The organism is Saccharophagus sp. K07 (assembly GCF_014336955.1).
Classification (GTDB): Bacteria; Pseudomonadota; Gammaproteobacteria; order Pseudomonadales; family Cellvibrionaceae; genus UBA5868.
In genome coordinates, this window is the sequence record NZ_QRAI01000006.1 from 158024 (window position 1) to 183941 (window position 25918).

26 protein-coding genes and 2 tRNA genes are annotated in these 25918 nt (G+C 51.9%); 24 read left to right on the plus strand and 4 right to left on the minus strand.

Annotated features, from left to right (window positions below; genetic code table 11):
- Window positions 1-58 precede the first annotated feature (58 nt).
- The 8 genes from sucC (at window position 59) to DWB84_RS16895 (ending at window position 9306) form a co-directional block, all read left to right on the plus strand.
- Entirely contained in the window at window positions 59-1225 is a 1167-nt protein-coding gene (gene sucC / locus DWB84_RS16855; protein WP_187410981.1) for an ADP-forming succinate--CoA ligase subunit beta, read from the plus strand.
- A complete protein-coding gene (gene sucD, locus DWB84_RS16860; protein ID WP_187410982.1) occupies window positions 1225-2097 on the plus strand; it encodes a succinate--CoA ligase subunit alpha in 873 nt (290 codons plus the stop codon). Before sucC ends, sucD begins: the two co-directional genes overlap by 1 nt.
- A 280-nt stretch (window positions 2098-2377) precedes the next feature.
- Entirely contained in the window at window positions 2378-3892 is a 1515-nt protein-coding gene (locus tag DWB84_RS16870) for a lipoprotein-releasing ABC transporter permease subunit (RefSeq protein WP_370589741.1), read from the plus strand.
- 17 nt (window positions 3893-3909) lie between these two features.
- The gene (gene lolD / locus DWB84_RS16875; RefSeq protein ID WP_222868238.1) at window positions 3910-4596 is read left to right on the plus strand and encodes a lipoprotein-releasing ABC transporter ATP-binding protein LolD; all 687 of its coding nucleotides are present in this window, start codon (window positions 3910-3912) and stop codon (window positions 4594-4596) included.
- Window positions 4593-5819, plus strand: coding sequence for a lipoprotein-releasing ABC transporter permease subunit (locus DWB84_RS16880; RefSeq protein WP_187410984.1), 1227 nt, complete (start codon window positions 4593-4595; stop codon window positions 5817-5819). The genes lolD and DWB84_RS16880 overlap by 4 nt, the downstream gene beginning before the upstream one ends.
- 228 nt (window positions 5820-6047) lie before the next feature.
- Entirely contained in the window at window positions 6048-7667 is a 1620-nt protein-coding gene (locus DWB84_RS16885) for a methyl-accepting chemotaxis protein (protein ID WP_187410985.1), read from the plus strand.
- 41 nt (window positions 7668-7708) lie between these two features.
- Window positions 7709-8872, plus strand: coding sequence for a porin (locus DWB84_RS16890; RefSeq protein ID WP_187410986.1), 1164 nt, complete (start codon window positions 7709-7711; stop codon window positions 8870-8872).
- Between the two features lie 11 nt (window positions 8873-8883).
- Window positions 8884-9306: a phosphate ABC transporter substrate-binding protein gene (locus DWB84_RS16895; RefSeq protein ID WP_187410987.1), complete on the plus strand. Its 423-nt coding sequence runs from the start codon at window positions 8884-8886 to the stop codon at window positions 9304-9306.
- On the opposite strand, the gene DWB84_RS16900 is transcribed toward DWB84_RS16895, so the two are convergent.
- A complete protein-coding gene (locus tag DWB84_RS16900; RefSeq protein ID WP_187410988.1) occupies window positions 9307-9828 on the minus strand; it encodes a DUF2062 domain-containing protein in 522 nt (173 codons plus the stop codon). It lies immediately after the preceding gene.
- A 136-nt stretch (window positions 9829-9964) separates the two neighbouring features.
- Between DWB84_RS16900 and DWB84_RS16905 the strand changes: the two genes are divergently transcribed.
- From DWB84_RS16905 to DWB84_RS16975, 15 genes are all read left to right on the plus strand, one after another.
- Window positions 9965-12259: a DNA internalization-related competence protein ComEC/Rec2 gene (locus tag DWB84_RS16905; RefSeq protein ID WP_187410989.1), complete on the plus strand. Its 2295-nt coding sequence runs from the start codon at window positions 9965-9967 to the stop codon at window positions 12257-12259.
- Between the two features lie 104 nt (window positions 12260-12363).
- Complete coding sequence (locus DWB84_RS16910) at window positions 12364-12990, plus strand: MotA/TolQ/ExbB proton channel family protein (protein ID WP_187410990.1); 627 nt, start codon at window positions 12364-12366, stop codon at window positions 12988-12990.
- A gap of 10 nt (window positions 12991-13000) precedes the next feature.
- Window positions 13001-13420 carry a biopolymer transporter ExbD gene (locus tag DWB84_RS16915; RefSeq protein ID WP_187410991.1) on the plus strand — a complete coding sequence of 140 codons (420 nt, stop codon included), beginning with the start codon at window positions 13001-13003 and terminating at the stop codon, window positions 13418-13420.
- Between the two features lie 37 nt (window positions 13421-13457).
- Window positions 13458-14450, plus strand: a complete 993-nt coding sequence (gene lpxK, locus DWB84_RS16920; RefSeq protein WP_187410992.1) for a tetraacyldisaccharide 4'-kinase — start codon at window positions 13458-13460, stop codon at window positions 14448-14450.
- A 26-nt stretch (window positions 14451-14476) separates the two neighbouring features.
- Entirely contained in the window at window positions 14477-15244 is a 768-nt protein-coding gene (gene kdsB / locus DWB84_RS16925; RefSeq protein WP_187410993.1) for a 3-deoxy-manno-octulosonate cytidylyltransferase, read from the plus strand.
- Entirely contained in the window at window positions 15241-15750 is a 510-nt protein-coding gene (locus tag DWB84_RS16930) for a low molecular weight protein-tyrosine-phosphatase (RefSeq protein ID WP_187410994.1), read from the plus strand. Before kdsB ends, DWB84_RS16930 begins: the two co-directional genes overlap by 4 nt.
- Before the next feature lie 13 nt (window positions 15751-15763).
- Window positions 15764-16786, plus strand: a complete 1023-nt coding sequence (murB, locus tag DWB84_RS16935) for a UDP-N-acetylmuramate dehydrogenase (RefSeq protein ID WP_187410995.1) — start codon at window positions 15764-15766, stop codon at window positions 16784-16786.
- Window positions 16787-16818: 32 nt separating this feature from the next.
- Entirely contained in the window at window positions 16819-17451 is a 633-nt protein-coding gene (locus DWB84_RS16940) for an alpha-ketoglutarate-dependent dioxygenase AlkB (protein WP_187410996.1), read from the plus strand.
- 226 nt (window positions 17452-17677) lie between these two features.
- On the plus strand, window positions 17678-18334 hold the full coding sequence (locus tag DWB84_RS16945; RefSeq protein ID WP_187410997.1) for a response regulator: 657 nt from the start codon (window positions 17678-17680) through the stop codon (window positions 18332-18334).
- A gap of 19 nt (window positions 18335-18353) precedes the next feature.
- Window positions 18354-20192 (plus strand): excinuclease ABC subunit UvrC, encoded by a 1839-nt coding sequence (gene uvrC / locus DWB84_RS16950; protein WP_187410998.1) that lies wholly within the window; start codon window positions 18354-18356, stop codon window positions 20190-20192.
- Window positions 20193-20229: 37 nt separating this feature from the next.
- Window positions 20230-20790 (plus strand): CDP-diacylglycerol--glycerol-3-phosphate 3-phosphatidyltransferase, encoded by a 561-nt coding sequence (gene pgsA, locus DWB84_RS16955; protein WP_187410999.1) that lies wholly within the window; start codon window positions 20230-20232, stop codon window positions 20788-20790.
- A gap of 106 nt (window positions 20791-20896) precedes the next feature.
- Window positions 20897-20970: transfer RNA gene (locus DWB84_RS16960), tRNA-Cys, on the plus strand.
- 44 nt (window positions 20971-21014) lie between these two features.
- Window positions 21015-21103: transfer RNA gene (locus DWB84_RS16965), tRNA-Leu, on the plus strand.
- Window positions 21074-21517 (plus strand): hypothetical protein, encoded by a 444-nt coding sequence (locus tag DWB84_RS16970; protein ID WP_187411000.1) that lies wholly within the window; start codon window positions 21074-21076, stop codon window positions 21515-21517. The genes DWB84_RS16965 and DWB84_RS16970 overlap by 30 nt, the downstream gene beginning before the upstream one ends.
- A 592-nt stretch (window positions 21518-22109) precedes the next feature.
- Entirely contained in the window at window positions 22110-22346 is a 237-nt protein-coding gene (locus tag DWB84_RS16975) for a hypothetical protein (RefSeq protein ID WP_187411001.1), read from the plus strand.
- 87 nt (window positions 22347-22433) lie between these two features.
- Here DWB84_RS16975 and istB read toward each other — a convergent pair whose 3' ends face one another.
- From istB to DWB84_RS16990, 3 genes are all read right to left on the minus strand, one after another.
- A complete protein-coding gene (istB, locus tag DWB84_RS16980) occupies window positions 22434-23213 on the minus strand; it encodes an IS21-like element helper ATPase IstB (RefSeq protein WP_187411002.1) in 780 nt (259 codons plus the stop codon).
- Window positions 23210-24235 carry an IS21 family transposase gene (gene istA, locus DWB84_RS16985; protein WP_187410475.1) on the minus strand — a complete coding sequence of 342 codons (1026 nt, stop codon included), beginning with the start codon at window positions 24233-24235 and terminating at the stop codon, window positions 23210-23212. Before istA ends, istB begins: the two co-directional genes overlap by 4 nt.
- 79 nt (window positions 24236-24314) lie before the next feature.
- Complete coding sequence (locus tag DWB84_RS16990; RefSeq protein WP_187411003.1) at window positions 24315-24677, minus strand: hypothetical protein; 363 nt, start codon at window positions 24675-24677, stop codon at window positions 24315-24317.
- Window positions 24678-25461: 784 nt separating this feature from the next.
- Between DWB84_RS16990 and DWB84_RS16995 the strand changes: the two genes are divergently transcribed.
- Window positions 25462-25899, plus strand: a complete 438-nt coding sequence (locus DWB84_RS16995) for a BPSL0067 family protein (protein ID WP_187411004.1) — start codon at window positions 25462-25464, stop codon at window positions 25897-25899.
- The last annotated feature ends 19 nt before the right edge of the window (window positions 25900-25918 follow it).

The window sequence follows — 25918 nt, forward strand, 5'->3', positions numbered from 1 at the left end:
TTAGGAAGCGTGCTGCCACGTCCTTATTTGGAAACGCATCAACCAACGGAAAACAATCATGAATTTGCATGAATATCAGGCAAAACAGCTTTTTGCTGAATACGGCCTGCCCGTTTCCAAGGGAATCGCGGCAGAAACTCCTTCAGAAGCTGCCAACGCCGCAAACATTATCGGCGGTGACAAATGGGTGGTAAAAGCCCAGGTTCACGCTGGTGGTCGTGGTAAGGCTGGTGGTGTGAAGCTGGTTTCCTCCAAAGCAGAAATCGAGGAGTTCGCTAAAAAATGGTTGGGTAACCGCCTGGTGACCTACCAAACAGATGAGCGCGGCCAGCCTGTAAGCAGAATTCTGGTTGAAGCTTGCACCGATATCGCCAAAGAGCTGTATTTAGGCGCGGTTGTCGATCGTTCATCTCGCCGCGTTGTGTTTATGGCTTCCACCGAAGGCGGTGTTGAAATCGAAAAAGTCGCTCATGAAACACCAGAAAAAATCCTGAAGGCGGTGATTGATCCGCTGACTGGCGCGCAGCCATACCAGGCTCGTGAATTGGCGTTCAAACTTGGTTTGGAAGGAAAACAGGTTAAGCAATTCACTGATCTTTTCCTGGGCTTGTCCAAAATGTTCCACGATTACGATTTCTCGCTGTTGGAAATCAATCCGCTGGTCATTACCTCTGAAGGCAACCTGCACTGCCTGGACGGCAAAATTAATATCGACGGCAACGCTTTGTACCGTCAGCCAAAAATCCGAGATATGCACGATCCTTCCCAGGAAGATGAGCGTGAAGCTCACGCTGCCAAATGGGAAATCAACTACGTTGCACTCGATGGCAATATCGGTTGCATGGTGAACGGTGCTGGTTTGGCGATGGGTACTATGGACATCGTTAAATTGCACGGCGGCCGTCCTGCCAACTTCCTCGACGTGGGCGGTGGTGCAACCAAAGAGCGTGTGGTTGAAGCGTTCAAAATCATTCTGTCCGACAAAAATGTTAAAGCTGTATTGATCAACATTTTCGGCGGTATCGTGCGTTGCGACTTGATCGCCGATGGTGTGATCGGCGCAGTAAACGAAGTTGGTGTGCAAGTGCCTGTAGTTGTCCGTCTCGAAGGTAACAATGCCGAGCTGGGTGCAAAAGTTCTGGCAGAAAGCGGTTTGAATATCATTCCTGCAAAAACGCTGACAGATGCGGCGCAACTGGTTGTTAAAGCGGCGGAGGGTAAATAATGAGCATTTTAATTAACAAAGACACCAAGGTTTTGTGTCAGGGTTTTACAGGTGCTCAAGGTACCTTTCACTCCGAACAAGCCATTGCATACGGCACCAAAATGGTTGGTGGTGTAACCCCAGGTAAAGGCGGTCAAACACATCTGGGCTTGCCTGTATTCAACACTATGGCGGAAGCGGTTGAACAAACTGGTGCGGACGCCTCTGTTATCTACGTTCCAGCTCCTTTCTGTAAAGACTCCATTTTGGAAGCTGCACACAGCGGTGTAAAACTGATCGTGTGTATCACTGAAGGTATCCCGACTCTGGATATGCTCCAGTGCAAAGTGAAGTGTGACGAACTCGGCGTGCGTCTGATCGGCCCCAACTGCCCAGGTGTGATCACTCCTGGTGAGTGCAAAATCGGCATTATGCCTGGCCACATCCACAAGCCAGGTAAAGTCGGTATCGTTTCTCGCTCTGGTACTTTGACTTACGAAGCTGTTAAACAAACTACTGACTTCGGTTTCGGCCAATCCAGCTGCGTTGGTATCGGTGGTGACCCTATCCCAGGTTCCAGCTTCATCGATATCCTGAAACTCTTCCAAAACGATCCGCAAACCGAAGCGATCGTCATGATCGGTGAAATCGGTGGTACTGCTGAAGAAGAAGCCGCTGCCTTTATCAAAGCCAATGTAACCAAGCCGGTTGTTTCTTACATCGCAGGTGTAACTGCTCCTCCAGGAAAACGCATGGGCCACGCTGGCGCCATCATTTCCGGTGGTAAAGGTACGGCGGACGAGAAATTCGCCGCTCTGCAAGATGCCGGTGTTAAAACCGTTCGCAGTCTGGCGGACATTGGTAACGGTTTGAAAGAAATTACTGGTTGGTAATTTTTTAGAACTGATAAAACGGCCCCTACGGGGGCCGTTTTTATTTATGGCCAAGGCAAAGGTTTGCTTATTAAGTTAAGTAACCCGTGGTGGACTTTTCTTTGACGAAATGATGTAGCAAGCAGCCGTAGGTGCCGGTTAACTTTTCTGATTTTGACCTTCCTGATTTCCTTCCCCCTAATAGCCGCCGAATGGCGCGCATATATCAATATCCCCGGTAGTAAATAATCTGTTGTGCGGCTCTCTAGCAGAAAATGATCTCGTATCGCATTTTGAAGCTGTGTTAGAAATTGGTGCTGCGCCGGCATTGGCGAGTTTGATCAAAGCGTCGATTTCCGCGTTCTGCCAAGTCTCTTCCAGTGGCGACCGAATTTTGATCCTTTTCCATGGCCCTAGCTCGGCGGCTATTGCGAACCTCTCGGCCTTCCTGGTATTGCGCGGCTTTTTTGAAGCTGCGTTTGTGCGCTTCTTTGTAGGCTTTGGCACTGCGGATGTCGCGCAGGTGCGCGCCAGCTTGTCCTGCCCCACAAATTCCGCTCTAATGCCCGCCATGAATCTACTCCTACCTTTTTACATAGGCCTGCGTTACACCTGGGCGAAGCGGCGGAATACGTTTATTTCGTTCGTCAGCCTGTTTGCGTTTATTGGAATGGCGCTTGGGGTGTTTGCTTTGATCGTGGTGCTGTCGGTCATGAATGGGTTTGATCGGGAGCTGAAAGACCGGATTTTGCGCGTGATACCGCACGGGTTTATCCAGACTGAAGAACCGCTCAAGGATTGGCGTTCGGTGGCCGATCGAGTGCTGAGTCGCGCTGATGTTGTGGGGGCCGCTCCTTTTGTTGCAGGGCATGGGCTCTTGACCTACGACGGCAGTGTGCACGGTCTGGAAATCCAGGGCATAGATCCGGAGGCAGAGCAGAGTGTCTCCGTAGTGCATCAGCATATGCTGGTCGGCGACCTTGATGACTTGCGACCGGGTGAATATCACATTGTGCTCGGCAGTCTGCTCGCCCGTTATATGGGTGTGACCTTGGGTGATAAGGTTCAAGTCACCTTGCCGGATGTCTCTGTAACCCCCGCCGGAATTTTCCCCCGCACCAAACGTTTTACCGTGGTTGGCGTTTTTGAAGTCGGCGCGCAGCTCGATCAATCGCTCGCCTTGCTCCATTTTGAAGACGCGCAAAAATTGCTGCGACGGCAGGGCGGGGTGGATGGTTTGCGCTTGCGGTTTGCCGATATTTATTCAGCACCGCGCAAGTTGAGCGAAATCGAAAAAGATCTCGGACCTGAATACATCACCAAAGACTGGAGTGAAACTCAGGGAAATCTGTTTCAAGCCATTCAAATGGAAAAGGCCGTAGTTGGTCTTATGCTCGGCATTGTCATAGCCGTGGCGGCGTTCAATATCATCACCAGTTTGATCATGATGATTACGGAAAAGCGCGCAGATATTGCCGTGTTGCGCACTATGGGTTTATCCGCAGCAGGGGTCGTCGGCATTTTTATGGTACAGGGCACGGTGATCGGCATAGTGGGCATTGTGATAGGTGCGGTGCTCGGAATTTTGGTTGCGCTTAATTTGGCGACTATGGTGACTGCTGTAGAAGAATTTCTGGGGGCGCAGATTTTTGATCCGACGGTTTATTTTGTGACCACCATGCCTTCGCAGCTGATGTTGTCCGATGTGATCTGGGTGTGTAGTGGTGCAGCCTTGATCAGTTTCCTTGTCACCTGTTATCCCGCTTGGCGCGCTTCGCAAATCGCTCCCGCTGAAGCTTTGCGCTACAACATTTGATCCAGCCGAGAATTGCCATGAGTGGTGTTTTGTACTGCGACAATATCGATAAGAGCTACCAGCAGGGCCCTCAGCAGCTGCAAATATTGCGCGGTCTCAGTTTTCGCGTGGAAGCAGGTCAGCATGTGGCGATTGTCGGTGCTTCAGGATCCGGTAAATCCACTTTATTGAACGTGCTGGGCGGCTTGGATCAACCCGATGCCGGTGTTGTGTATCTGAAAGATCAGCCATTTTCCAAACTGTCGGAAAATGCGCGCGGCAAATTGCGTAATCAATATCTCGGTTTCGTTTATCAATTCCACCATCTGCTCGCGGAATTTACCGCATTGGAAAATGTGGCAATGCCTTTATTGATTGCGCGGGTTGCCAAGCAAGAGGCTCTGGCACGTGCGCAGCATTTATTGCAGAAAGTAGGCTTGGAAAAACGCGAGTCACACAAGCCCGCGCAATTATCCGGAGGCGAGCGTCAGCGTGTGGCTATTGCGCGTGCGCTTGCAAATAATCCCGCCTGCGTTTTGATGGATGAGCCGACAGGAAATCTCGATGGAAAAAATGCGCGCGCTATCCAAGCATTGATGCAGGAATTGAGTGAGCAGATCGATACCGCATTTGTGGTAGTGACGCACGATATACAATTTGCACGCACTATGGATTCGGTTTTTGAACTCGATGAAGGCACTCTCAAACAGGTGGAGCCAGAATGAAGCTCCCAGTTTTTATCGGCCTGCGCTATACCGGCGCGCCGCGCAAAAATCAGTTTGTATCTTTTTTTTCCGGCGTTTCTATCACCGGTTTGGTGGTGGGCGTTGGCCTTTTGATCACAGTGCTATCGATCATGAATGGCTTCGATCGGGAATTGCGCGAAAAAATTCTCGCCCTGGTTCCTCAAGCTGCAGTTTATGAACGGGGCGGCATAGATGATTGGCGACAATTGCAGGCTCAATTGGAAGAACAGCCGCGTATTTTGGCCGCCGCGCCTTTCGTGCAATTGGAGGGTTTGGTGTCCTATCAGGGTAAATCCGAACCTGTGGTTTTATTCGGCATAGAACCTAGGGAAGAGTTGCGCGTGTCTCGCATGGAGGAGTTTTTAGAGAAGGCCGCAATGACACATCTGCAGACCGCGGATGATCAATTGGTATTAGGGCAGGCTATTGCTCAGCGGCTCGGCGTGCAAGAAGGCGAACAGGTAATGCTGGTGGTGCCGGATCAAAATGGCGGTGTTGCCCCGCGAATCGGCTATTTTACCCTGCTGAAAATTTTGCAGACGCAAACCGAATTGGATAATTCACTTGCCATTAGTAATCTGGCCAGCGTCGCGCGTTTTACCCCAGAACCCAGCAAAGTCACAGGTATGCGCTTAAAAGTGGATGATCTGTTTTCTGCGCGGGATATTGTGTGGAAAGCGCTGGTTCAACTCGGCAGAAATTACTATGGCGCCAGTTGGCTGAATACCCATGGCAATTTGTATCAGGCCATTCATATGTCCAAAAAGCTGGTGGCCTTATTGATGTCCCTGATCGTCGCCATTGCCGCCTTTAATGTGGTTTCTACGCTGGTAATGGTGGTAGTGGAAAAGCAGGGCGATATCGCCATTTTGCGAACCTTTGGGGCGTCGACGCGCGACATCATGGCCATTTTTATGGTGCAGGGTACGCTGATTGGCGTAATCGGTACCGTGCTAGGGGTTGTGTTCGGATTGTTGCTGTCGCTGGTGGTGCAGCCGCTGCTGCGCCTTTTTGAACTGCTTTTTGACACCCAATTTTTGAAGTCGGATGTATACCCGCTGACCTATCTTCCTATCGAAATCTCCCCGGGTGATATTACCCAGGTCGCGGTAACAGCCTTGCTGATGAGCTTTTTGGCTACTATCTACCCCGCGTGGCGCGCCAGCCGAACCCGGCCGGCAGATGTGTTGCGCTACGAATAAAGGTCCTAGTTCTGGCTCTACGTTTCCATTTCAGGTCTTATGCCATCCTTTTAAGTGAACCTGTTTTGTTATCAAGAATTATAATTAACCCATTCTAATTGAAACTTTTTTGCTTTTTTCCGCTCCCCGCCTCGCGGCCTAATAGGCCTTGTCTATACTCCTTTGTGATAAGCGCTTGCTACCAGGTTTTCCTTTGATTATTGGCGCGCAAAGTCCAACGGATGATTTATGGCTGTTCTCTCTGGTCTGTCAGTTGACCGCAAGATTTATATTATCCCACTGCTTGCGGTGATAAGTTTTGCTATTTATTTGACGATCAACGCCAGTATGGCGTTACGCAATGCCGAAATGTTGCAAACGGCGCGCGATCGCGATTTCCCCGTGCTGCGGCTCTCTGATCGGATTCTTTTTGGTCTGGAACGTATTAACGAAGATCTGCAGGCTGCAGCCACTACAGCGGATGAAGAGTCGCTACAGCTCGCGCAAAAATCCTATGAGGCGCTGCAACAGGATTTTCAACAGCTTGCCACTCTGGTAGGGACGCTGCGTCCAGAAGTCGATGTTATGGAGCGGGATTTTGCTACTTATTTCGGCCAAGCCTATGAACTCTCCAAAATGATGTTGGAGGGCGCAGATGATTTCAGTCTCCTCGGCAGCCGCTCGGCAGCTATGAATCAGTCCTACGACAATATCCGTAACAAGCTCGAGAAATTTCAGGAAGAGCGCCTGCAGCAATTTCAAAACCGGTTTGCCGATACCAACAAAGCCGCAGAAAAGCTGGTGGAGTTGGGCTTGGTGATGGGAGTTATCACGCTGATTTTGCTGATGCTGGTAACGGTCCCGCTGGTGCGCGGTATTAAGCGCAGTTTGATTGAGGTGGTGAATTCCCTGCGCGATATAGCCCAAGAAAATGGTGACTTAACTGTGCGTTTGCACTCCCGCAGTAGCGATGAAATTGGCCAGCTGGTTTACTGGTTCAATTCCTTTATGGGCAAATTGCAAAAAGTCATCGCGCGTGTGGTGGAAACGTCGGAACCTTTAAACGAGCTCGCCGGCAATCTCAACCAAATGGCTGAGACTGCTAATCAAACCATTGAGCAACAGCGCAACGCTTCCACTCGCGCAAAATCCGCTATAGATGAAATCAGCAATAACGTCAGCGATATAGCGGACAGCGCAACACTCGCAGCCAAAGCCGCAGCAGAGGCGAACAAAACCGCTAGCGCTGGCCACGAAATTGTGACGCAAACTGTTCGCAGCATTCAGAAGTTGGCTGATAACGTGTTAAATATTCAGGATGTTATTCGCCAATTGGAAAAAGATAGTAGTAAAGTGGGCAATGTGCTGGATGTGATCAAAAACATTGCCGAGCAGACCAATTTATTGGCTCTGAACGCGGCAATCGAAGCCGCCAGAGCGGGAGAGCAGGGCAGAGGTTTTGCGGTAGTTGCCGATGAAGTGCGCACGCTCGCGTCGCGCACGCAGGAATCTACTCTCGAAATTCAGGAAACCATCAGTCAATTGCAGCAGGTCGCCAAGTCGGCTGTGTCGGTGATGCAGGAAAGTGCAGCTCAGGCGCAGATCAGTGTGGAAAAAGCCAATAATGCCGGTGACAGTCTGCAGGCCATTAATTTGTCCATCAGTAATATCAATCAGATGAACGAAAAAATTGCGCAGGCCACCCATATTCAGGCGCGGGTCGTCCAGGAAGTGGTGCAGACAATAAATGAAATTCACGAAGGTTCTGAGAGAACTGCGGAACGCTCCGCGTTGCTGAGTTCTGTCAGTCAACGCCTGGCAAAGTCTGCCAGGGAAATGAGCGAAATCACGCGCAGTTTTCGTGTGTGACGCACTGATCTATCCGGGCAATCACAATAAAAGGGGGATTTATGAAGAAACAAATCTGGCGTTGTACCGCCTGTTCATTGGCGCTGGGCTTAGCCGCTCAGACGGTCAATGCGGCGGATATCCAATTTCGCGGTTTTGCCTCGTTTGTTGGCGGTTCGACGCTGAGTTCCGACGACACTTTATACGATTATGACGATACTCTGAATTTTCGTCACGAATCGTTGATGGCGTTGCAGGTCGATGCGAAACTCGATGAAAAGCTAAAAGCCACCATGCAGATTATTGGGCGCGGCGAAAATTCTTATGATCCCGTTATTGAATGGGCTTATCTGACCTACGATATCAGCGAACAATTGCAGGTCAGCGCGGGACGTATCCGTATTCCGTTTTACCGCTATTCCGATTTTATTGATGTGAGGTATGCCTACAACTGGATAAATGTGCCGCAGACGGTATATGGCCTTGAATTTCCTGGTTATGACGGCCTCTCATTTGTATACAACAATCAGCTCGGCAGCTGGGATTCCACTTTGCAGGTAATTTATGGCCAGTTTGAAGGCGAAGCGATGGGCTATGAGGCGAATCTGGAAAATCTCTCCGGCATTAACTGGACGGTTACTCGTGATTGGTTGACCCTGCGCGCCGGTTATATGCGCGCCAAAGCCACTATATTGATAACGGAATATGAGCAGTTGGCTAGTGGAGTAGAGCTTGTTGGAGGCTTAAACGCTTTGGATCTGTCCGTCCTCGGTAGTGACATCCGATTGGATGGCGACGATGGTGATTTTTTGGGGCTCGCAGTTGGTATAGATCGCAATAACTTTTTATTTGATGTGGAATACATCCAATACAAGGTGAGTGATAGCCTTTTGGCTGACACGGATGCCTATTATGTTTCTGCTGGATACCGATTTGGTAAGTGGATTCCCTTGTTGACCTATTCCAAGTCCAAATCCGATGCACCCCGAGAAGTGCTCAATGGTATACCGAGTGCAGCAGCAGATATTTTGATGAACGGTGTTCCTCTCCCGTTGTATCTCGCGGGTGCAGCAAGTCAGGCAGAGGATGAGACAACACTTATAGATCTGACATTGCGTTACGATTTTCACCATTCCGCCGCATTTAAAATTGCTTTGACGGAAGAGGAAGATAAAGCCGGTGAAAAAAATCGCTTGTTGCGCTTCGGCGTTGACCTGGTCTTCTGAGGAGCCGCACCATGAAAATTATTCACAGCCTATTAATTTGTCTTTTTAGCGCGGTTGCAAGCGCGGCTGCCTTTGCGGAAGTCGTGGTTATAGTGCATCCGTCAAACAGCAACAGTTTTGCCAAAGACGAACTCGAAGCTTTGTTTATGGTGAAAAAATCCAACTTCGCCGACGGCAGCAAAGCAACGGTTTATTATTTGTCGGCGGATGATAACAATCGGCACCAGTTTGATGAAAAGGTGTTGGGAAAATCGAGTTCCCAGTTAAAAGCCTATTGGTCAAAATTGGTTTTTACCGGTAAGGGTACTCCACCGCCAGAGCTGGGGAATTCCGCCGAAGCTGTTGCGAAAGTGGCGGCAGATCCCAGTGCTATTGCCTATGTTGATAAAGCAGCGGTAAAAGACGGGGTTAAAGTCGTTTTTACTTTGCCCTAATTATTTTTGCTGACGGCGTTCGCGGCGCTGTTTCCAGCGATCCGCGACATGCCAGCGCCAGAACGCCTGAACCAAAAAATACGCCGTAATCCCCGACACAACTCCGAAGATCAAGCTGCCGAGTAAAAGCGGTTTCCAGATCGTCAAAAATCCCGTCTGCAGCCACTCCCACGATAATTCAAAATGGAAACCCGTCGGCGGGCGATCAAGCAACCATGCCCCGAATTTATAGGCTGCGTAAAAAACCACTGGCATGGTGACCGGGTTGGTCAGCCAGACAAGCCCCACCGAAATCGGCAAGTTACAGCGCACCAGCAGTGCTATGGCCGCTGCAATTGGCATCTGACCGGGAACCGGAATAAAGCACACGAACAGACCTACCATAAAGGCAAGCGATACCGACTGGCGGTTGAGATGAAACAGGTTGGGATCGTCTAACAGCTTGCCAAGAAACCGCAGCCCCCGGGTTTCACGGATTTTTTGCGGATCGGGGGACCAACGTTTTATTAGCTTTCGGGGCATGAATTCACAGCAGTTTGTTTTTGCGAGGGCTGGCCATTATGCCGAGTGATGGCGTCTAACACTAGATTTAGGTGGCATTGGCTCCCTCCGCTGGCTCGTGGTAGATTGCCCCCGGCGTCATCGCATGGAGGCGGTCATGTTGTATCTTTGGTTCTTTGCTGCGGGATTAATTCACATCCCGGTTTATTCTTTCCCCTGGTCCGTTTGGCTACTGATTTGCGCCACCCTGGCGAGTTTTGTTATCGCACGGGTTTGGTTTTCATTCGCGGGTTATCTCGCCTGCGCTCTATTGGGCATGGCAATCGGCAGCTGGAATCTGCAGAAAATCTGTGACGCTCAATTGCTGCCAGAGTTTGATCAGTCTTCTCAGTTTCTTTCTTTCACCATAGTTTCCATTCCCAAGCACAATCCCAATTCTTCCGTATTTCTTGCGCGGATTGAGGATATTCATTGCGCTGTCGAGCAATGCCCCGAGCTGAAGGGAAAGATCGTTCGTTTGTCGTGGTATCGCCCACAGGGCGCGGAGGATGGGCAAGAACTCAAAGCGGGGCAGGTATGGCAGGCGACGGTCAAGCTGCGCCGGCCTAGGGGTTTCGTAAATCCCTATGGATTTGATTATCACGCCTGGTTGTTGATGCAGGACGTGGTGGCGACAGGTTCCGTTTCCAAGAATGCGACTTTGCAGGGCGAAAAACGCGTCTGGGCGTTTTACCGCGAGCGCTTGGTGCAATCGCTTTTGCAGACGGCGGACACGGAATATCAGCGATTTTGGGCCGCGCTCTTGATTGGCGAATTCAGTCAGGTTACCCAAAAAGATTGGCAGACTCTGCAAGCCACCGGCACAGTGCATTTGATGGTGATCTCCGGTTTGCATATCAGCTTGGCGGGCGGCTGGTTTTTTCTGCTTGGAGCCTTATTCAGTCGCTTGATCCAGCTGTGTCATAGCGGCTCTAACGCGATCGTCATGCAATTCCTACCTCCAGTGATGGCCTGTATTGGCGCGGGCGGATATGCGGCGCTAGCGGGATTCTCCATTCCAACGATCCGTGCGTCTGTAGCCTGTATGGCGTTGATGTCGTGCCGCGCGCTCGGGCTGAATTTTTCGCCATTCGCGTTGCTGGGAATGGCGTTGGTGATGGTTGGCTTGTGTGAGCCGCTAGCTTGGGAGAATGCAGGTTTCTGGCTGTCCTTTCTCGCTGTAGCACTGTTGTTTTATTGCTTTGCTGGCAGGCTTACGCAAAAACCTGTGTCTGCGTTTTTCTATACCCAACCGATGATGGCTTTGGGTTTGACCTTGCCTCTGCTGATGCTCGGTTTGCCGACAAGTCTGACAGGTCCGGTTGCCAATTTGATCGCAGTGCCGGTGGTGTCTTTTATAGTCGTTCCTGCGTTAATCATTGCCGCAGTGATTCACTCACTGCTGCCAGCGTTTGCCGGGGGCATCTTGCAGGTAATGGACGTGATTTTTTCCTGGTTGTGGCAGTTTCTGCAGTGGCTGGAGCAATGGCCTGCGGCAGTCTGGTGGCCGGCCAAACCGTTCTCTCTGCTGGCCTGCATACTCGTAGCAGGCGGGACTCTTTTAATGTTGGCGCCAGCAGGGTTGGCAATTCGCTGGCTCGGTTTTTTATGGCTGATAGCAGGTTTATGGATTCGCCCCGAGCAAAATTACGACCTGCGCGTGACGGTATTGGATGTCGGCCAAGGACAGGCGGTTGTTCTGCAAACACCCAGGGAAACCTGGTTATACGATGCGGGACCTGCCTATTCCGATCAATTTGATGCAGGCAGTCGTATAGTTGCGCCCTATCTGCGGCGTATTGGTGTGCGGAAATTAAATCTGATGGTCAGCCACGCGGATTTGGATCATGCTGGCGGAATAGCGGGGATCTCTGAGGCTTTCCGCTTACAACGCGTTTTTTTCGGTGAGCCATTAGACAATTTGGAAGGGGAGTTTTGCCAGGCCGGCCAGGAATGGCACAGCGGAAAAGTGAAGTTTTCCATTCTCTGGCCGCCTGCTGGAAAACATGACGCGGGCAATCAAAGTTCATGTGTATTGCTGATCGAGTTTCCGGCGGCAGGGAAGACAGTGCGCCTGTTATTGCCGGGGGACATTGATCGCGCGACCGAGCGTCGTTTGCTCGGCCAGTTGCCACAATTGGATTGGTTATTGGCTCCCCATCACGGCAGCCGAAGTTCTTCGTCCTACCATTTGCTCTATCGCACTCAGCCGCGGCATGTGGTGTTCAGCGCGGGATATCAAAATCGCTACGGCCATCCGCATCCTTCGATCGAAAAGCGCTACAAGGAAATCGGCAGCGAGATGTACAACACGGCGGCTGAAGGTGCCCTGATATTCAATTGGAGTGAACGCGGTCTTGAAATTGAGCGGGCACGGGAACGGTGGAAGAAACTGTGGCACCGTGTGCCTTAGTTGGACATAAGCCAGCTTCGGCATTGCTTCCCTACGGCAGGTTGCGCCGCCAAAGGGTAAATCATGTATGATACGGCGCAAAATAAAGAGAACGGGGATAACCGGTGTTCGAAATCATTGTCTCTGGCGGCTGGTTGATGCTGCCCATCATTGCTTGCTCCATTGTCACTATCGCCATCACCATCGAACGTTTTTGGGCGTTGAATCCGTCCAAAATCGCGCCGCCCAACTTGCTGGGCCAGGTCTGGAACTGGATTCAGACCAACCAGATGGATAGTGAAAAACTCAAAGAACTGCGCCGCTCGTCCCCATTGGGCCGAATTCTCGCCGCAGGTCTCAGCAATTCCCGTCATGGCCGCGATGTGATGAAAGACAGCATCGAAGAAACGGCCAGCCAGGTCATCCATGAAATGGAACGCTTTCTAAACGCACTGGGCACCATTGCTTCCGTCTCTCCTTTGCTCGGATTGTTGGGAACCGTGTTCGGTATGATCGAAGTGTTCAACCAGATCGTTCTGCAAGGGTCTGGTAATCCTGGAGCACTCGCGGGCGGTATCTCGGTTGCTTTGATTACCACAGCTGCCGGTTTGTGCGTCGCTATTCCCGCCATGCTCGCCCACAGATTCTTCCTGCGCCGTCTGGACACTTTGGTGGTGACTATGGAGCAAGAGGCGGTCAAGCTGGTCGATGCTCTGCACAATGAACGTCGTATTGATCTGAAAACCGGTTGAGGATGTTTCTGTGCATTTTCGCCGCCAAAGTAAACAGCACGACGAGATCAACCTGACACCGCTGATCGATGTGGTGTTTTTGCTGCTCATCTTTTTTATGGTGTCCACCACCTTCACCAAGGAAACCCACTTGAAGGTGGATTTACCCGAGGCCGAAGGCCAGCAGGCACCGCAACAGGTTGAGCAGATCGAAATCATGATCTCCGCTAATGGCGATTACGCTGTTAATGGGGAAAACCTCGTCAATAGCCAGATGCAAACCCTGCTCACCGCGATTGAACAGAAAGGTCAGGGCAACAAAGACCTTCCATTTATCATCACTGCGGACGCCAATGTGCCCTATGAAAAAGTGGTGCAGGTAATGGATGCGGCGGGACGCCTGGGTTACACCAAACTGAGCATGACCACCAAGCGCCCGGTGGAGAAATGACAGGCGCGGCGGTGATGACAGGAAAACATTCCTCTCAATGAACTGGCTGCGCCGCAGTGTAGAACGGCAGTGGTACAGCCGTCCTGACTGGCTCTGGCTGCTTCTTCCTTTGGTGTGGTTGTTTGTCGGACTCGCGGCCATCCGCCGCGTCCGCCAGCGCCGCGCTTCTTGCCAATCCTCTCTGCCTGTTGTGGTGATCGGCAATATCAATGTCGGCGGCACTGGCAAAACACCCATCATCATCGCGCTCGCCAAAGCACTTAAGCAGGCCGGTCGCAATCCGGTGATTATCAGCCGCGGCTACGGTGCCCGCGATACATCCGTCCGCCAACTGCCAGCTAATGCCGCTGCCGATGAGTATGGCGATGAACCCGTTTTGATCGCCGAATCCACAGGCTGCCGGGTTGTTGTTGGCGCTGATCGTGTAGCGACCGCGCGCTATGCAACGGAAAACCAACTGGGCGATGTGATCCTGAGTGATGATGGCCTGCAGCATTATCGTTTGGGACGCACCTGGGAAGTGGCGGTGATCGACGGCAAGCGTCGTTTGGGTAACGGCTGGCGTATACCGATGGGACCCTTACGGGAGGCGCCGGGTCGATTGCGCGAGGTCGACGCTGTGTTGATCAACGGCGCAGCGTTTAATGAGTCCTGGCTGCCGCAGAACAAAACCTTTACAACTTCCCTCAAACCGGTGGGCTGGCGCCATATTGCCAGTGGGCGAGTTGTGCCGCTTGCCGAGCTCGACCTGCAGAATGCCAGCGCCCTGGCTGGAATTGGCAACCCGCAGCGGTTTTTTACCACCTTGCATGGTCTAGGCTTTGAGGGCGCGACTTTTGAATTTCCGGATCACCACCATTTTACTGCGGGTGATCTGCGCCAGTTTCAAAACGTCCGCTTATTGATGACCGAGAAAGATGCCGTTAAGGTTCGCGCCTTTGCTGCGCAAGACTGGTGGGCGCTGGTTGTCGAAGTGTCCATTCCTGACGCGTTGCTAGATCGCTTGATTCAGGCTTTGCCTAAGCACTGATCGTCTGACCTGACCCGAGAGAACTCATGACTCCCTTTTTTGTCATTATCCCCGCTCGTTACGGCTCCACTCGTTTACCCGCCAAACCACTCAAATTGATTGGTGGTCGCCCGATGATCCAGTGGGTTTATGAAGCGGCCAGCCGCAGTTCTGCCCAGGAAGTTTGGATTGCCACGGATGATCAGCGGGTTATGGATGTGGCTCTGTCCTTTGGCGCCCGCGTATGTATGACGCGCGGTGACCACGAGTCCGGCACTGATCGATTGCAGGAAGTGGTAACGCAGCTTGGCTTGCCGGGCGATGCCATAGTGGTGAATGTGCAAGGTGATGAGCCTTTGCTGCCCCCCGAGGTAATCGATCAGGTGGCGACCAATTTGGCAGCCAACCCCTTTGCCAGCGTCGCGACCCTGTCCGAGCCGCTGCATTCCATAGGCGATTGCTTCAATCCCAATATCGTCAAAGTGGTCAGCGATCTTCAGGGCAAGGCTCTGTATTTCTCGCGCGCGCCTATTCCTTGGGGGCGGGACACTTATGGCACTGAGAAGCCGGAGCTTCCGGCGGAACAACTGGCGCAGCGCCATATCGGCATTTACGCCTATCGCGTGTCCTTGTTGCATCAGTTTGTCACTTGGCCGTTGGCTGCTTTGGAAGCATTTGAAAAACTGGAGCAATTGCGAGTTTTGGCCAACGGCCATCAGATTCATATTGCGCCCGCGTGTTTACCGGTCCCAGGAGGTGTCGATACCCCGGAAGACTTGGAGCGGGTGAAGCGTTTATTGGAAGCTAATTCATGAAACCGACTCACGTTTTAATGGTGTGCCTGGGCAATATCTGCCGCTCACCGACTGCCCAGGGCGTTTTTGAACACCGAGTTCGCCAGCGCGGCCTGGAACATCTGATTGTTGTGGATTCCGCTGGTACATCCGGCTGGCATATTGGTGAGCCACCGGATCCGCGCAGCAGTCGGGCAGCGCGCACCCGCGGCTACGACTTAACCTCGCAGCGCGGCCGCCAAGTCACTGTGGCGGATTTCCAGCAATTCGATTACATCCTGGCCATGGATGAACAAAACCTGCGCGCGCTTCAGGCATTGGCGCCGAAAGATTACCCCGGTCATTTGGGGTTGTTTCTGGATTTCAGCGAGCAGAAAGCCTATCGCGAAGTTCCGGACCCGTACCACGGTGGCAGCGAGGGGTTTGAACTGGTGCTCGACTTGATCGAAGACGCGGCCGACGGCTTGTTGCAGCACATACTCGCCAAGCGACCTGAAGTGCGCGCCCAGGCCCAAAAGACCCCCTAAGACTTCATTTCTTATGCAGATACAACGGGACGTCGATCTCCAATCTTGCAACACTCTGGCGGTACCGTCCCGGGCTGAGTTTTTCTGCTCGGTCACCACTATCGACGATTTGCGCGAGGCATTGAGTTGGGTGCAGAAGCGGCAGTTGCCCTTGCATTTGCTTGGCGGCGGCAGCAATGTGGTGCTCGATCCTGAAATTCCGGGCTTGATGGTGCGAATGGATATTCGCGGCAGGGAAGTCGTAAGTCAGGCTCATGACCATGTGGTAGTCAGAATCGGCGCAGGGGAGAACTGGCATCAGCTAGTGGAGTGGGCACTGTCCAATGGTTTCTACGGGTTGGAAAACCTAGCGTTGATACCGGGAACGGTCGGTGCTGCACCGGTCCAGAATATCGGCGCTTACGGCGTTGAGGTCAGTCGCTTTATCGAGCGGGTTGATGGGGTGACCATTTCTGAGGGTGAAGAAATCTCTCTCCGCGCTGAGGAATGCGAATTCGCCTACCGCGACAGTGTATTCAAAAACCGCCTGCGCTCCCGCTTTGTCATAACTGCCGTAGTGCTGCGGTTATCGCGCCGGTTTCAGGCGCATACCAGCTATCCCGCCCTTCAAGATGTTCTCGGCGAAGGTCCAGTAACAGCTGAACGCATCTTTAACGCCGTCTGCCAGGTGCGCCGCAGTAAATTGCCCGATCCGGAAACCATCCCCAACTGCGGCAGCTTCTTTAAAAATCCCATAGTGCCCTGGGATCTCTATGAGGCTCTGGCCGAACGCTATCCGGGAATGCCGTCCTACGATGCATCGAGCAATATTGGCCCGGCGCGCAAACTCGCTGCTGCCTGGTTGATCGATCAGGCGGGCTGGAAGGGCAAAGCCGTGCACGGCATAAAGATTCATCAACACCAGGCGCTGGTGCTGACCAATCCCTCCCGACTACCTGCCGATGTAGTGTTGGATGTGGCATCGATGATTCAAATGGAGGTAAAAGCCAAGTTTGGTGTCTTACTGGAGATGGAACCCCAGCGGATCGGCAGCTGAAGCCATCATTTCACTCAACACACGGCCTTCGCTTGAGACAAACAAGGTTCAACACATCTGGCGCATGGCAACGGATTGACCTCCCCAAAGCCGATATCCAGCTATGGCACCACTGGTTGGATGATGGCGAAGCGGAAGCAATTTGTGCGGATCTGATGCAGACCCTCGACTGGCAACAGCCCAGCCTGACCATTGCGGGGCGGACTCATAAGATCCCGCGCCTTAAAGCCTGGCATGGCGATCCCGCCGCGCACTATAGATATTCTGGTCAGTCATTCAGCCCGAGTCCCTGGACGGATACCTTGCGGCAGTTGAAAGCCCGAGTTGAGGAGGCTTGTGCAGCGCAGTTCAACAGTGTTCTGGCCAACTGGTATCGCAGCGGGCAGGACAGCATGGGATTTCATGCGGACAACGAACGGGAGTTGGGGGTCGAGCCTGTGATTGCCTCTTTATCGCTGGGCGCCACCCGGCGATTTGTCTTCCAACCGTCCGGTGAGCTAAAAGCGCAAGCAAATTATTTGAAGTCCTTGGGGCTGGAACTGGAGTCGGGTGATTTATTGCTGATGCGCGGATCTACGCAGCGTTATTGGAAACATGGAATCCCCAAAACGCAGAAGTTGGTGGGTGACCGCATCAATCTCACGTTCCGTTATATCTTTCGCTAACGGGATCAAAATAAGCATGTTAGGTGATCAAAAACGTCGAAAAACAAACGACCGTTTTATGAGAATCGGTACATAATGACATTACTCAGTACCTTTACTTAGGGGACAATGGTAAATTGACCCGATTTTGTAAGGACGGTGGGCGGGTCGCGGGAAATTTGGAGACTCAGGAGGAATTCCTTGTTTTCTCACCGATTCGTCTGAGCAGATACGAGGCGAAATAACAGTGACAAAAATTATTGTGGCGGATGATCACGATCTGGTGCGCTTAGGGATTGTGCGTGTGCTGTCGGATGAGCCGGGTTTTAAGATCATCGGCGAGGCAAAAACTGGAGAAGAGGCCGTGCGTCTTGCGCGGGAACTCCAACCGGATGTGGTGCTGATGGATGTCAAAATGCCTGGCATTGGCGGACTCGAAGCAACAAAAAAAATTGTGACCTATAACAGCAATGTCAAAATTATTGTGGTCACATCCGTTACAGGAGACCTGTTTCCGGAGCGTTTGATGAAAGCTGGAGCCTATGGGTATATCACCAAAGACGATTCCAGTTTTGACGAAATGATTAAGGCCATTAAGACGGTTGTGGCGGGTAATCGTTATGTAAGCGGCAAAGTCGCGCAGCTGATGGTCGACTATTTTGTTGATGGACGTAAATCGGGAGTCTCTCCCTTTGAAAAGCTGTCAGAAAGGGAATTGCAAACGGCAATCCTGATTGCCAACGGGGTCAAGGTACAAACCATCGCCAATACGTTTTGCGTAAGCCCCAAAACCGTTAATACCTATCGCTATCGCATTTTCGAAAAACTCGATATCAACAGTGATGTGGAACTCACTTTGTTAGCGGTGCGACACAAAATTCTCGAAGTAAGCGCTGTGGAGTAGGCGCCCAAGAAAAGACGCCATGTCCAACGTTTCTGATATACCTGAGTTCGATCACAAGTCCTTTCTGAAAAATCTCACTCGTCAGCCCGGTGTGTATCAAATGTACGATCACGCCGGCAAAGTGTTGTATGTAGGCAAAGCCAAAAATCTTAAAAACCGCGTCAGCAGTTATTTTCACCGCGGCGGTCTTCACCCGAAAACCCAGGCGCTGGTACAGCGCATTCACTCCATTGAAATTACCGTCGCTGCCAGTGAGGCAGAAGCGCTGTTGCTAGAGCAAAATCTTATTAAGGCACAGCGCCCGCCTTTTAATATTTTGCTGCGCGACGACAAATCCTATCCGTATATTTTTTTATCGGACGGTGAAGACTATCCGCGCCTGGCGCTGCACCGCGGCCCCAAAAAAATGAAGGGGCGTTATTTCGGTCCATTTCCAAGCGCGGGAGCGGTACGCGAGAGTTTGCAATTCCTGCAGAAAACTTTCCGCGTGCGCCAGTGCGAAGACAGTGTTTTTCGCAATCGCAGCAGACCGTGTCTGCAATATCAAATTGGCCGCTGCACAGGTCCGTGCGTCAAACTGATCGATCCGGAAGCCTATGCGGCGGATGTGCGCCACACCGTGATGTTTTTGGAAGGCAAAAATGAATCGCTCCACGAAGAATTAGTGGAGGAGATGAATAAAGCAGCGGAAAACCTTGAATTTGAAAAGGCAGCTGCGCATCGCGATCAAATCACCGCTCTGCGTCAGGTTCAGGCACAACATTCCGCCGAGAGCGGCTCCGGCAATGTCGATGTCATTGCTTGCGCTCTTGAGTCGGGCGAGGTCTGTCTGCACGTTTTATTTGTCCGCCAGGGTAGGGTTCTGGGGAGCAAGAGCTATTTTCCTAAAGACCCTCTGGGGGATAACGAGAGCGGGATTTTGGGTGAGTTTCTCGCCCAGTTTTATCTCAGCGATCGGGCGATGGATATTCCGGCGGAAGTGGTAATCAGTCATCCGGTGGAAGAGGCCGATGCCCTGGTTGAAGCCGTGCGGCAGGCGCGCGGCAAAAGCATCAACCTCTGCGACAGTGTGCGCACCCATAGAGCCAAATGGCTGGCCATGGCAATAGAAGCGGCGCGGCAGAACCTGCGCACGCGCCTCGGCAGCCAGCAAACTCTTCTGAAAAAGTACGAGGCGCTGCAAGTCGTGCTGCAGCTGGACGAGATGCCCGAGCGCATGGAGTGTTTTGATATCAGCCACAGCAGTGGCGAGCGTCCCGTGGCCTCCTGTGTGGTTTTCGATCGCAATGGCCCGGTGAAGTCCGATTACCGGCGCTTCAATATCGAGGATATCCAGGCGGGCGACGATTATGCGGCTATGGAGCAGGCGCTGACCCGGCGTTACAGCCGCCTGCAAAAAGAGGGCAAGTCCTTGCCGTCACTGCTGATCGTCGACGGCGGCAAGGGGCAATTGGGCAAGGCCCGCCAAGTGATGCAGGAGCTCGGTATACAGTCCATTGTCCTGCTGGGGGTTGCCAAAGGGACTACCCGCAAACCCGGCTTTGAAACCCTGATTCTGGAAGACGGCCGCGAGCAAGTATTGGCGAGTGATGATCCGGCATTGCATCTAATCCAGCAAATCCGCGATGAGGCCCACCGTTTTGCTGTGACTGGCCATAAGCAGGCGCGCGATAAGCTGCGTCGCAGGTCTCGCCTGGAAGACATCGCTGGCGTCGGCCCAACGCGCCGGCGGCAGCTGCTCAACCACTTCGGTGGCTTGCAGGAGGTGATGCGAGCCAGTGTCGATGACATAGCCAAAGTGCCCGGAATCAGCAAAAAGTTGGCGCAAGAGGTTTACAGTGTCCTTCATAGTGAGTAACTTGCCTCACCGCATTTGATTTGGAGCGTTCCGGTTAATGTTTAACCTGGCCAACCAACTGACCTATTGCCGTATTCTCCTGATCCCGTTGTTGGTGATCGTTTTCTACCTCCCTTACGAGTGGCGGTTTCCCGTGTCTGCAGCGCTGTTCGGGCTTGCTGGCATCACCGACTGGCTCGACGGTCATATCGCGCGCAAATACCAACTTTCCACTCCGTTTGGCGCGTTTCTCGATCCTGTGGCGGACAAGCTGATGGTTGCCGTCGCCCTGGCGTTGCTGATCGAGCTGCATCGCTCAGCCTGGTTTACGCTGCCTGCGGCGGTCATTATCTGTCGGGAAATCGTGATATCGGCACTGCGCGAGTGGATGGCCGAGGTCGGTAAGAGGGCGACTGTGGCAGTGTCCTACATAGGCAAGATCAAGACGACCTTGCAGATCATTGCCATAGTGGTTCTGCTCCTGTTCAACCCGGAGCGCTTCCCGATCATGAAATACGTTGGTCTGATCGCTCTTTACGCTGCAGCGCTGCTGACCTTGTGGTCGATGGTGGTGTACCTGAAGGCCGCCTGGCCCAGTTTTCGAACGGTTAAAAAATAGCTTTTCGAATCAAAGAACTGAGTTGTCCCAAAAGAAGGAAAAAAGGCAAATTAGCGCTAGGCGGAGCCAAAAAATTTCGCTAGAATGCGCAGCCTCTTTACCCAACGGCGCGATAGCAAAGCGGTTATGCTCCGGATTGCAAATCCGTTCAGCCCGGTTCGACTCCGGGTCGCGCCTCCATCTTCCCCCTGCATGTGGATATCGACTTCGTCCACAGCAACTCTGCCCGAGTGGTGAAATAGGTATACACAGGGGACTTAAAATCCCCCGGCCCTTACCGGCCGTGCCGGTTCAAGTCCGGCCTCGGGCACCATTTCATGTTCCAAGCAATTCCATAGAAAGAAAAAACTCAATTAATCAAGTTTTTGCAGGTTTTTTAGTCCAAGGTGCTTGGTTGAAGCCCGCAAGTTCTGGTGCTATCGCGGGTGCTACCGAATTCAATTTTTGGGTAGATCGGATGGCAATTTGCAAGCCTACAGAAATGGCTGTTAAACAGGCGCAACCTAAAGAAAAGGATTATTGGATTACTGACGGGGATGGGTTTAGGGGTTTATCCAGACGTTTCTATCAAGGACGCATTGCCCATCGTGAAGCATTAATTCGGCTCTCCCAAAAAATAGACCCTCTGAAGCTAGAAAAACAACGAAAAAAACAACGTGTGATAACTCGAGTCGACTGTTTTCGGCTGTCGCACTTGAATGGTGGGAGCGTGCCAAGGGTTCGTTGAAGAGGGCCTCGCAATTTGGCCTCGTTTAAAAGCAAGTGCATTCCCCCTGTTGGGTAAAAAAGAGATTCAGAAAATTGAGCCTATGAGAAAGAGATGCATTGATGTTTCTAAGCGCGTACCGGCCGATAGTTGCTCTACCCCTTTTGCCGACAGGTCATCCGGTGTCGCTCGAAGTTGTTTGAGCCACTTGCTCATGGTGGATAGGCCAACCCCCATAGATTCAGCTGCTTCTCGAATTGTGTAGCCCTCCAGGGCTCATTGGTGACATGGCCGGTTACGATGAGGTGCCTGATTAGCGTTTCTTACGTGAGGGAAGGGGTATGAGATGCTGAAATACACGGGTTCACGAATTTCTGGTGAATTCGACGGATGGAATGGTGAATCTCTTTATGAGCTGGATAACCAGCTGGTCAGAGCTATAAGTCCTACTTCTGCTAGGTGGATCTCTTTCACATCATGTAGCACATGTCGTACATAAAAAGGGGCTTTAGAGTATACGCCTAAACGCGCTGCTTCGGTATTGTATAGACATGCATGGATCCCGCGTGGATAAATGTTGCGCCCAGCAGGTATTGCATATGTATGTGCCTAAATGGATTTGGTTTTATCGACCTTGGCAGGTTTATTCGTTCTTAAATTTGCGCGCGTTGCATCGATAACAGAAAAATCCGTTACGTTCATTGCCGGAGGCGCCACCTATCGCATTCCAAGCGAACATGTTGTGCTAGGCTCCCTATATAACTCTCCCCGAATTGAAAATCTGGATGTGGACGGTCCAGGTGTGGATCTCTTTCTCGATGGAAATTGTTCGAAAAAGAGTCAGGTATGAAAGCAGAGCTCCTCATCAGTGTCAACGCCACTCGAAAACTGACCCACTTTAGGTGCTAAAACGCCAAAGTAAAACTGACCCACCCGGTTAACGAACCTTGATCGCCGGCGGGGTTATGCCGGCGGCTTTTTTGTCTTTAAGTCGATAGCTTTCTCCTGTGATTTGAGTGATGTGGGAGTGATGCAGCAGCCGGTCGAGCAAAGCGGCGGTGAGAGTGGTGTCGTCGGCGAAGGCTTTGGACCATTGTGAGAATGGCAGATTGCTGGTGACGATGACGCTGCCTTTCTCGTAGCGTTTGGCGATGACGTTGAAAAAGAGATTGGCCTCTTCGCGACCAAATGGCAGGTAGCCGATTTCGTCGATGATCAGCAGGCTCGGCGCCAACACCACACGCTTGAGATAGGTTTCCAAGCGGCCTTGAGCTTTAGCTGCTGATAGCTGCAGCATCAAATCCGCAGCGGTGATAAAGCGGGTCTTAAAGCCGTTGAGCGTCGCTTGATAACCTAGACTGATGGCCAGATGACTTTTACCGACGCCGCTGGGGCCGAGGAAGACGATGTTTTCCTTGCGCTCGATAAAGCTGAGGTTGAGAAAACCCTGCAACTGCTTTTTTGGGGCGCCGGTGGCGAAGTTGAAATCGTAGTCTTCAAATCGTTTGACGGCCGGCAAGCCGGCGAATTTCAGCAGGGCCGATTGAGTCCTGCCGGTTCGGGCGGAGATTTCGATTTTCAACAAAGCTTCCAGAAAATCCGCCAGGCTCTGGTCTTTGGCCACAGCGTTATCGGCAATGGCCGACCATTCGGTGGCGATGGCGCTGAGCTTCAAATCCTCGCAGGCGAGTCGAATGCGCTCGTATTGGAGGTTCATGCGTGAGCCTCCAACAACTGATCATAAATGGTCAGCGAATGCTGAAGGCTTTCAAACGGAATGACGGACAGATCGGGGCCTTTCGGTTGGATTGGCGGTGCAGAGGGCGACGTTGCGGGCAGTGGCATAAAAGCTTGGCGCTCCTCTTCCAGGCGCACGGCGGGTTTCACTTTGGTGGTGCCATGTTCGCGCTGATGTGCCACTTCCGCGAGCCAGGGGCCTATATGGGCATTGGCTAAATCGGCGGTTAATTCCAGTCCGGCTTGACGTAGAGAAGCTGCCAGGGGCGTGATAAAACTTTCTTTCAGGCACCGATTAAACCGCTCCACTTTACCTTTGGTTTTGGCGCGGTACGGCTGGCACGCCTTGGGCTTGTAGCCATAGTGCTTGGCCTGATTCAGCAACAGGGGGTTCCACTTGTGCTGGCCGTCGCCGTAAGCGTCCCGCTGGATCATGATGCACTTAGCGTTATCGAAGAGGATTTCCCGGGCTACACCGCCGAAGAAACTCAACGCCAGCGATATGCCCTCCAGCCAGTCTTCCTGCCTCTCGGATTCGGTGAAGCGAACAAAGCTGGCGCGACTGTAGCCCAGCGTGGCGACAAACGCTTTGAGCGCATGGCGACCGCGCCGGATGGTGGTGAAATCGACTTGGAGCTGCACGCCGGGAGCGGTTTCAAATCGTGTTACGGCCTCGGTCGACTTTGGCTTCTGCTGGCTGACGTAGGCTCTCACCAGCGTGACACCGCCGCCGTAGCCCTGCGCCTTGATCTCGCGGAACAATACCGCCGCCGGTATCCAGTGCGGCTTGGCGGCGTCGATTCGCTGGAGCAGATAGGGCTTGAAAGGCTCCAGCTTGGTGGGACGCTTGGCCCTGGGTGAATAGCTGGGCATAACGATGGGCTGACGCAGATAGCGCCTGACGGTGTTTTTGGAGAGGCCCAGCTTGCGAGCGATGGCCCGTATGCCAAAGCCCTGTTTATGTAAAACATGAATGTCCACGAATGTCTCCTGAGTAATCATCTACGGCCGCCTGTCTATTCAGTCGGCCGCCATGGTGGCTCAGGTGGGTCACTTTTCGATTGGCATTAGTGGGTCAGTTTTACATTGGCGGTAACATGTAAGGATCTAGCATATTTCTATAAAGCCCATTTTTGGCTTCATAGTGGCTGTCCACTACCTCGAGGGAGCGTAGCTGCTCTTCGTGCGTAGTCTGCATGTTGTGCGTAATGGGGCCTCTTACCGCTCTGCGCGCGCCAATAGCGATAAATCGTCCCAAGGTTTCGCATAGGTCGTCGCTATCCCAATAACCTTTGACATAGCTATCACCCAAGCCTTCGCTTGCGGAATGGTAAATATGATCAAAAAAACGCTCATCGTGGACCTGGATATCCCATGGAAGATTTCCATTGAGTGATATTCCAGCGCGAGACATGACCTTTCTGGTGAAATGCTCAGATTTCATAACTATGAAGTCCCTATCATGATTTTTGGTGGGTAGCGTCCATTGCGGAATCAATTTTTTGATTGTGCAACGCTTTATTTAGGCTACCGGATAATCGTTGATCTGGCAACTTTAATAATAACGAGTGAATTAAATGGAAGTGCGGCAACTGGAAATGACTGGGATGAGTCAATCTATCTATCGCTTGTTTCGAATAATTTTTGTGGATGCCATGCAAGAGAGTGAGGCTGAAATAAATTTTCGCACATTAATTATTTGGCGTTGAAAAAATGAGCTTGCGATTAATTTCTCGTCCGCCGGACCAATCAGGCGCATTAATCTTCTGGCGGTAATCTCATAATCGTTTTGGCGCAATGAGAAGTAGCTAGTGGGGAACGGATATGAATCCCGACAGATCGTGCGCAATAAGAATATTTGAGTAAATGCATTAGTTTCCCGTGCATGACCACCGTACAGGTGTTGAGAGAGGATTTGTTGCCGATCTCGGTTTGAATCCTTGCGGAGAGGCCCGACACCCGGGCTTATTAATGGAGGGGGGCAACTCGGAAGCGTTTCAGGGGGGGCGGCCTGTTCATGGGTGGCGTGCCAGAAGTGAGGGACTATCATCACATCATCTGTCGCAACTGAGCTATCGTATATGCGATTGATCTCACTAAAGAGCCCATGGATCAAATCGGTTTGATTGGAGTAAGATGCGTTTCCTGACGCGCACAAAATGCTCGAAAGCGATCATTTGCTGTTGTTGGAATTCACTAACTATATGGAAAATTAAATAGGAATTTATATGGCATACGTAGCAACCAATTATATGAACAATCCCAGTGCTCCAGTGGGTAAATGGGCATGCGCTCCGACCTCCACTTACACGCCTTTCGATGAGGCTCCCACTGGAGACCAGACAAAAGGACTTCATTTGTGTGGGCAGTGTGTAAGCTATGTGAAGCGTGTTTGTCCGAATTTACCGAGTACTAGCAGTTGGAAAAAGGGAGCCGCTGTAAAAGGTAATAACATCATCCTGCCGGGAACTGTAATTGCTACGTTTAACAGCACGGGAAAATATGAGGGACATGCGGCGATTTATGTTTCGCAAACTACCGTTGGAATTAACGTGTACGATCAGTGGGTAACACCACCGAATCCTAAGCCTGTTGGGCCCAGATTGTTGCGGTGGGGCGCAGCTGGGCGCTCCAATAATGGGGATAATTTTTATGTGGTGGAATAAACTCGTTTTTATATTAGCG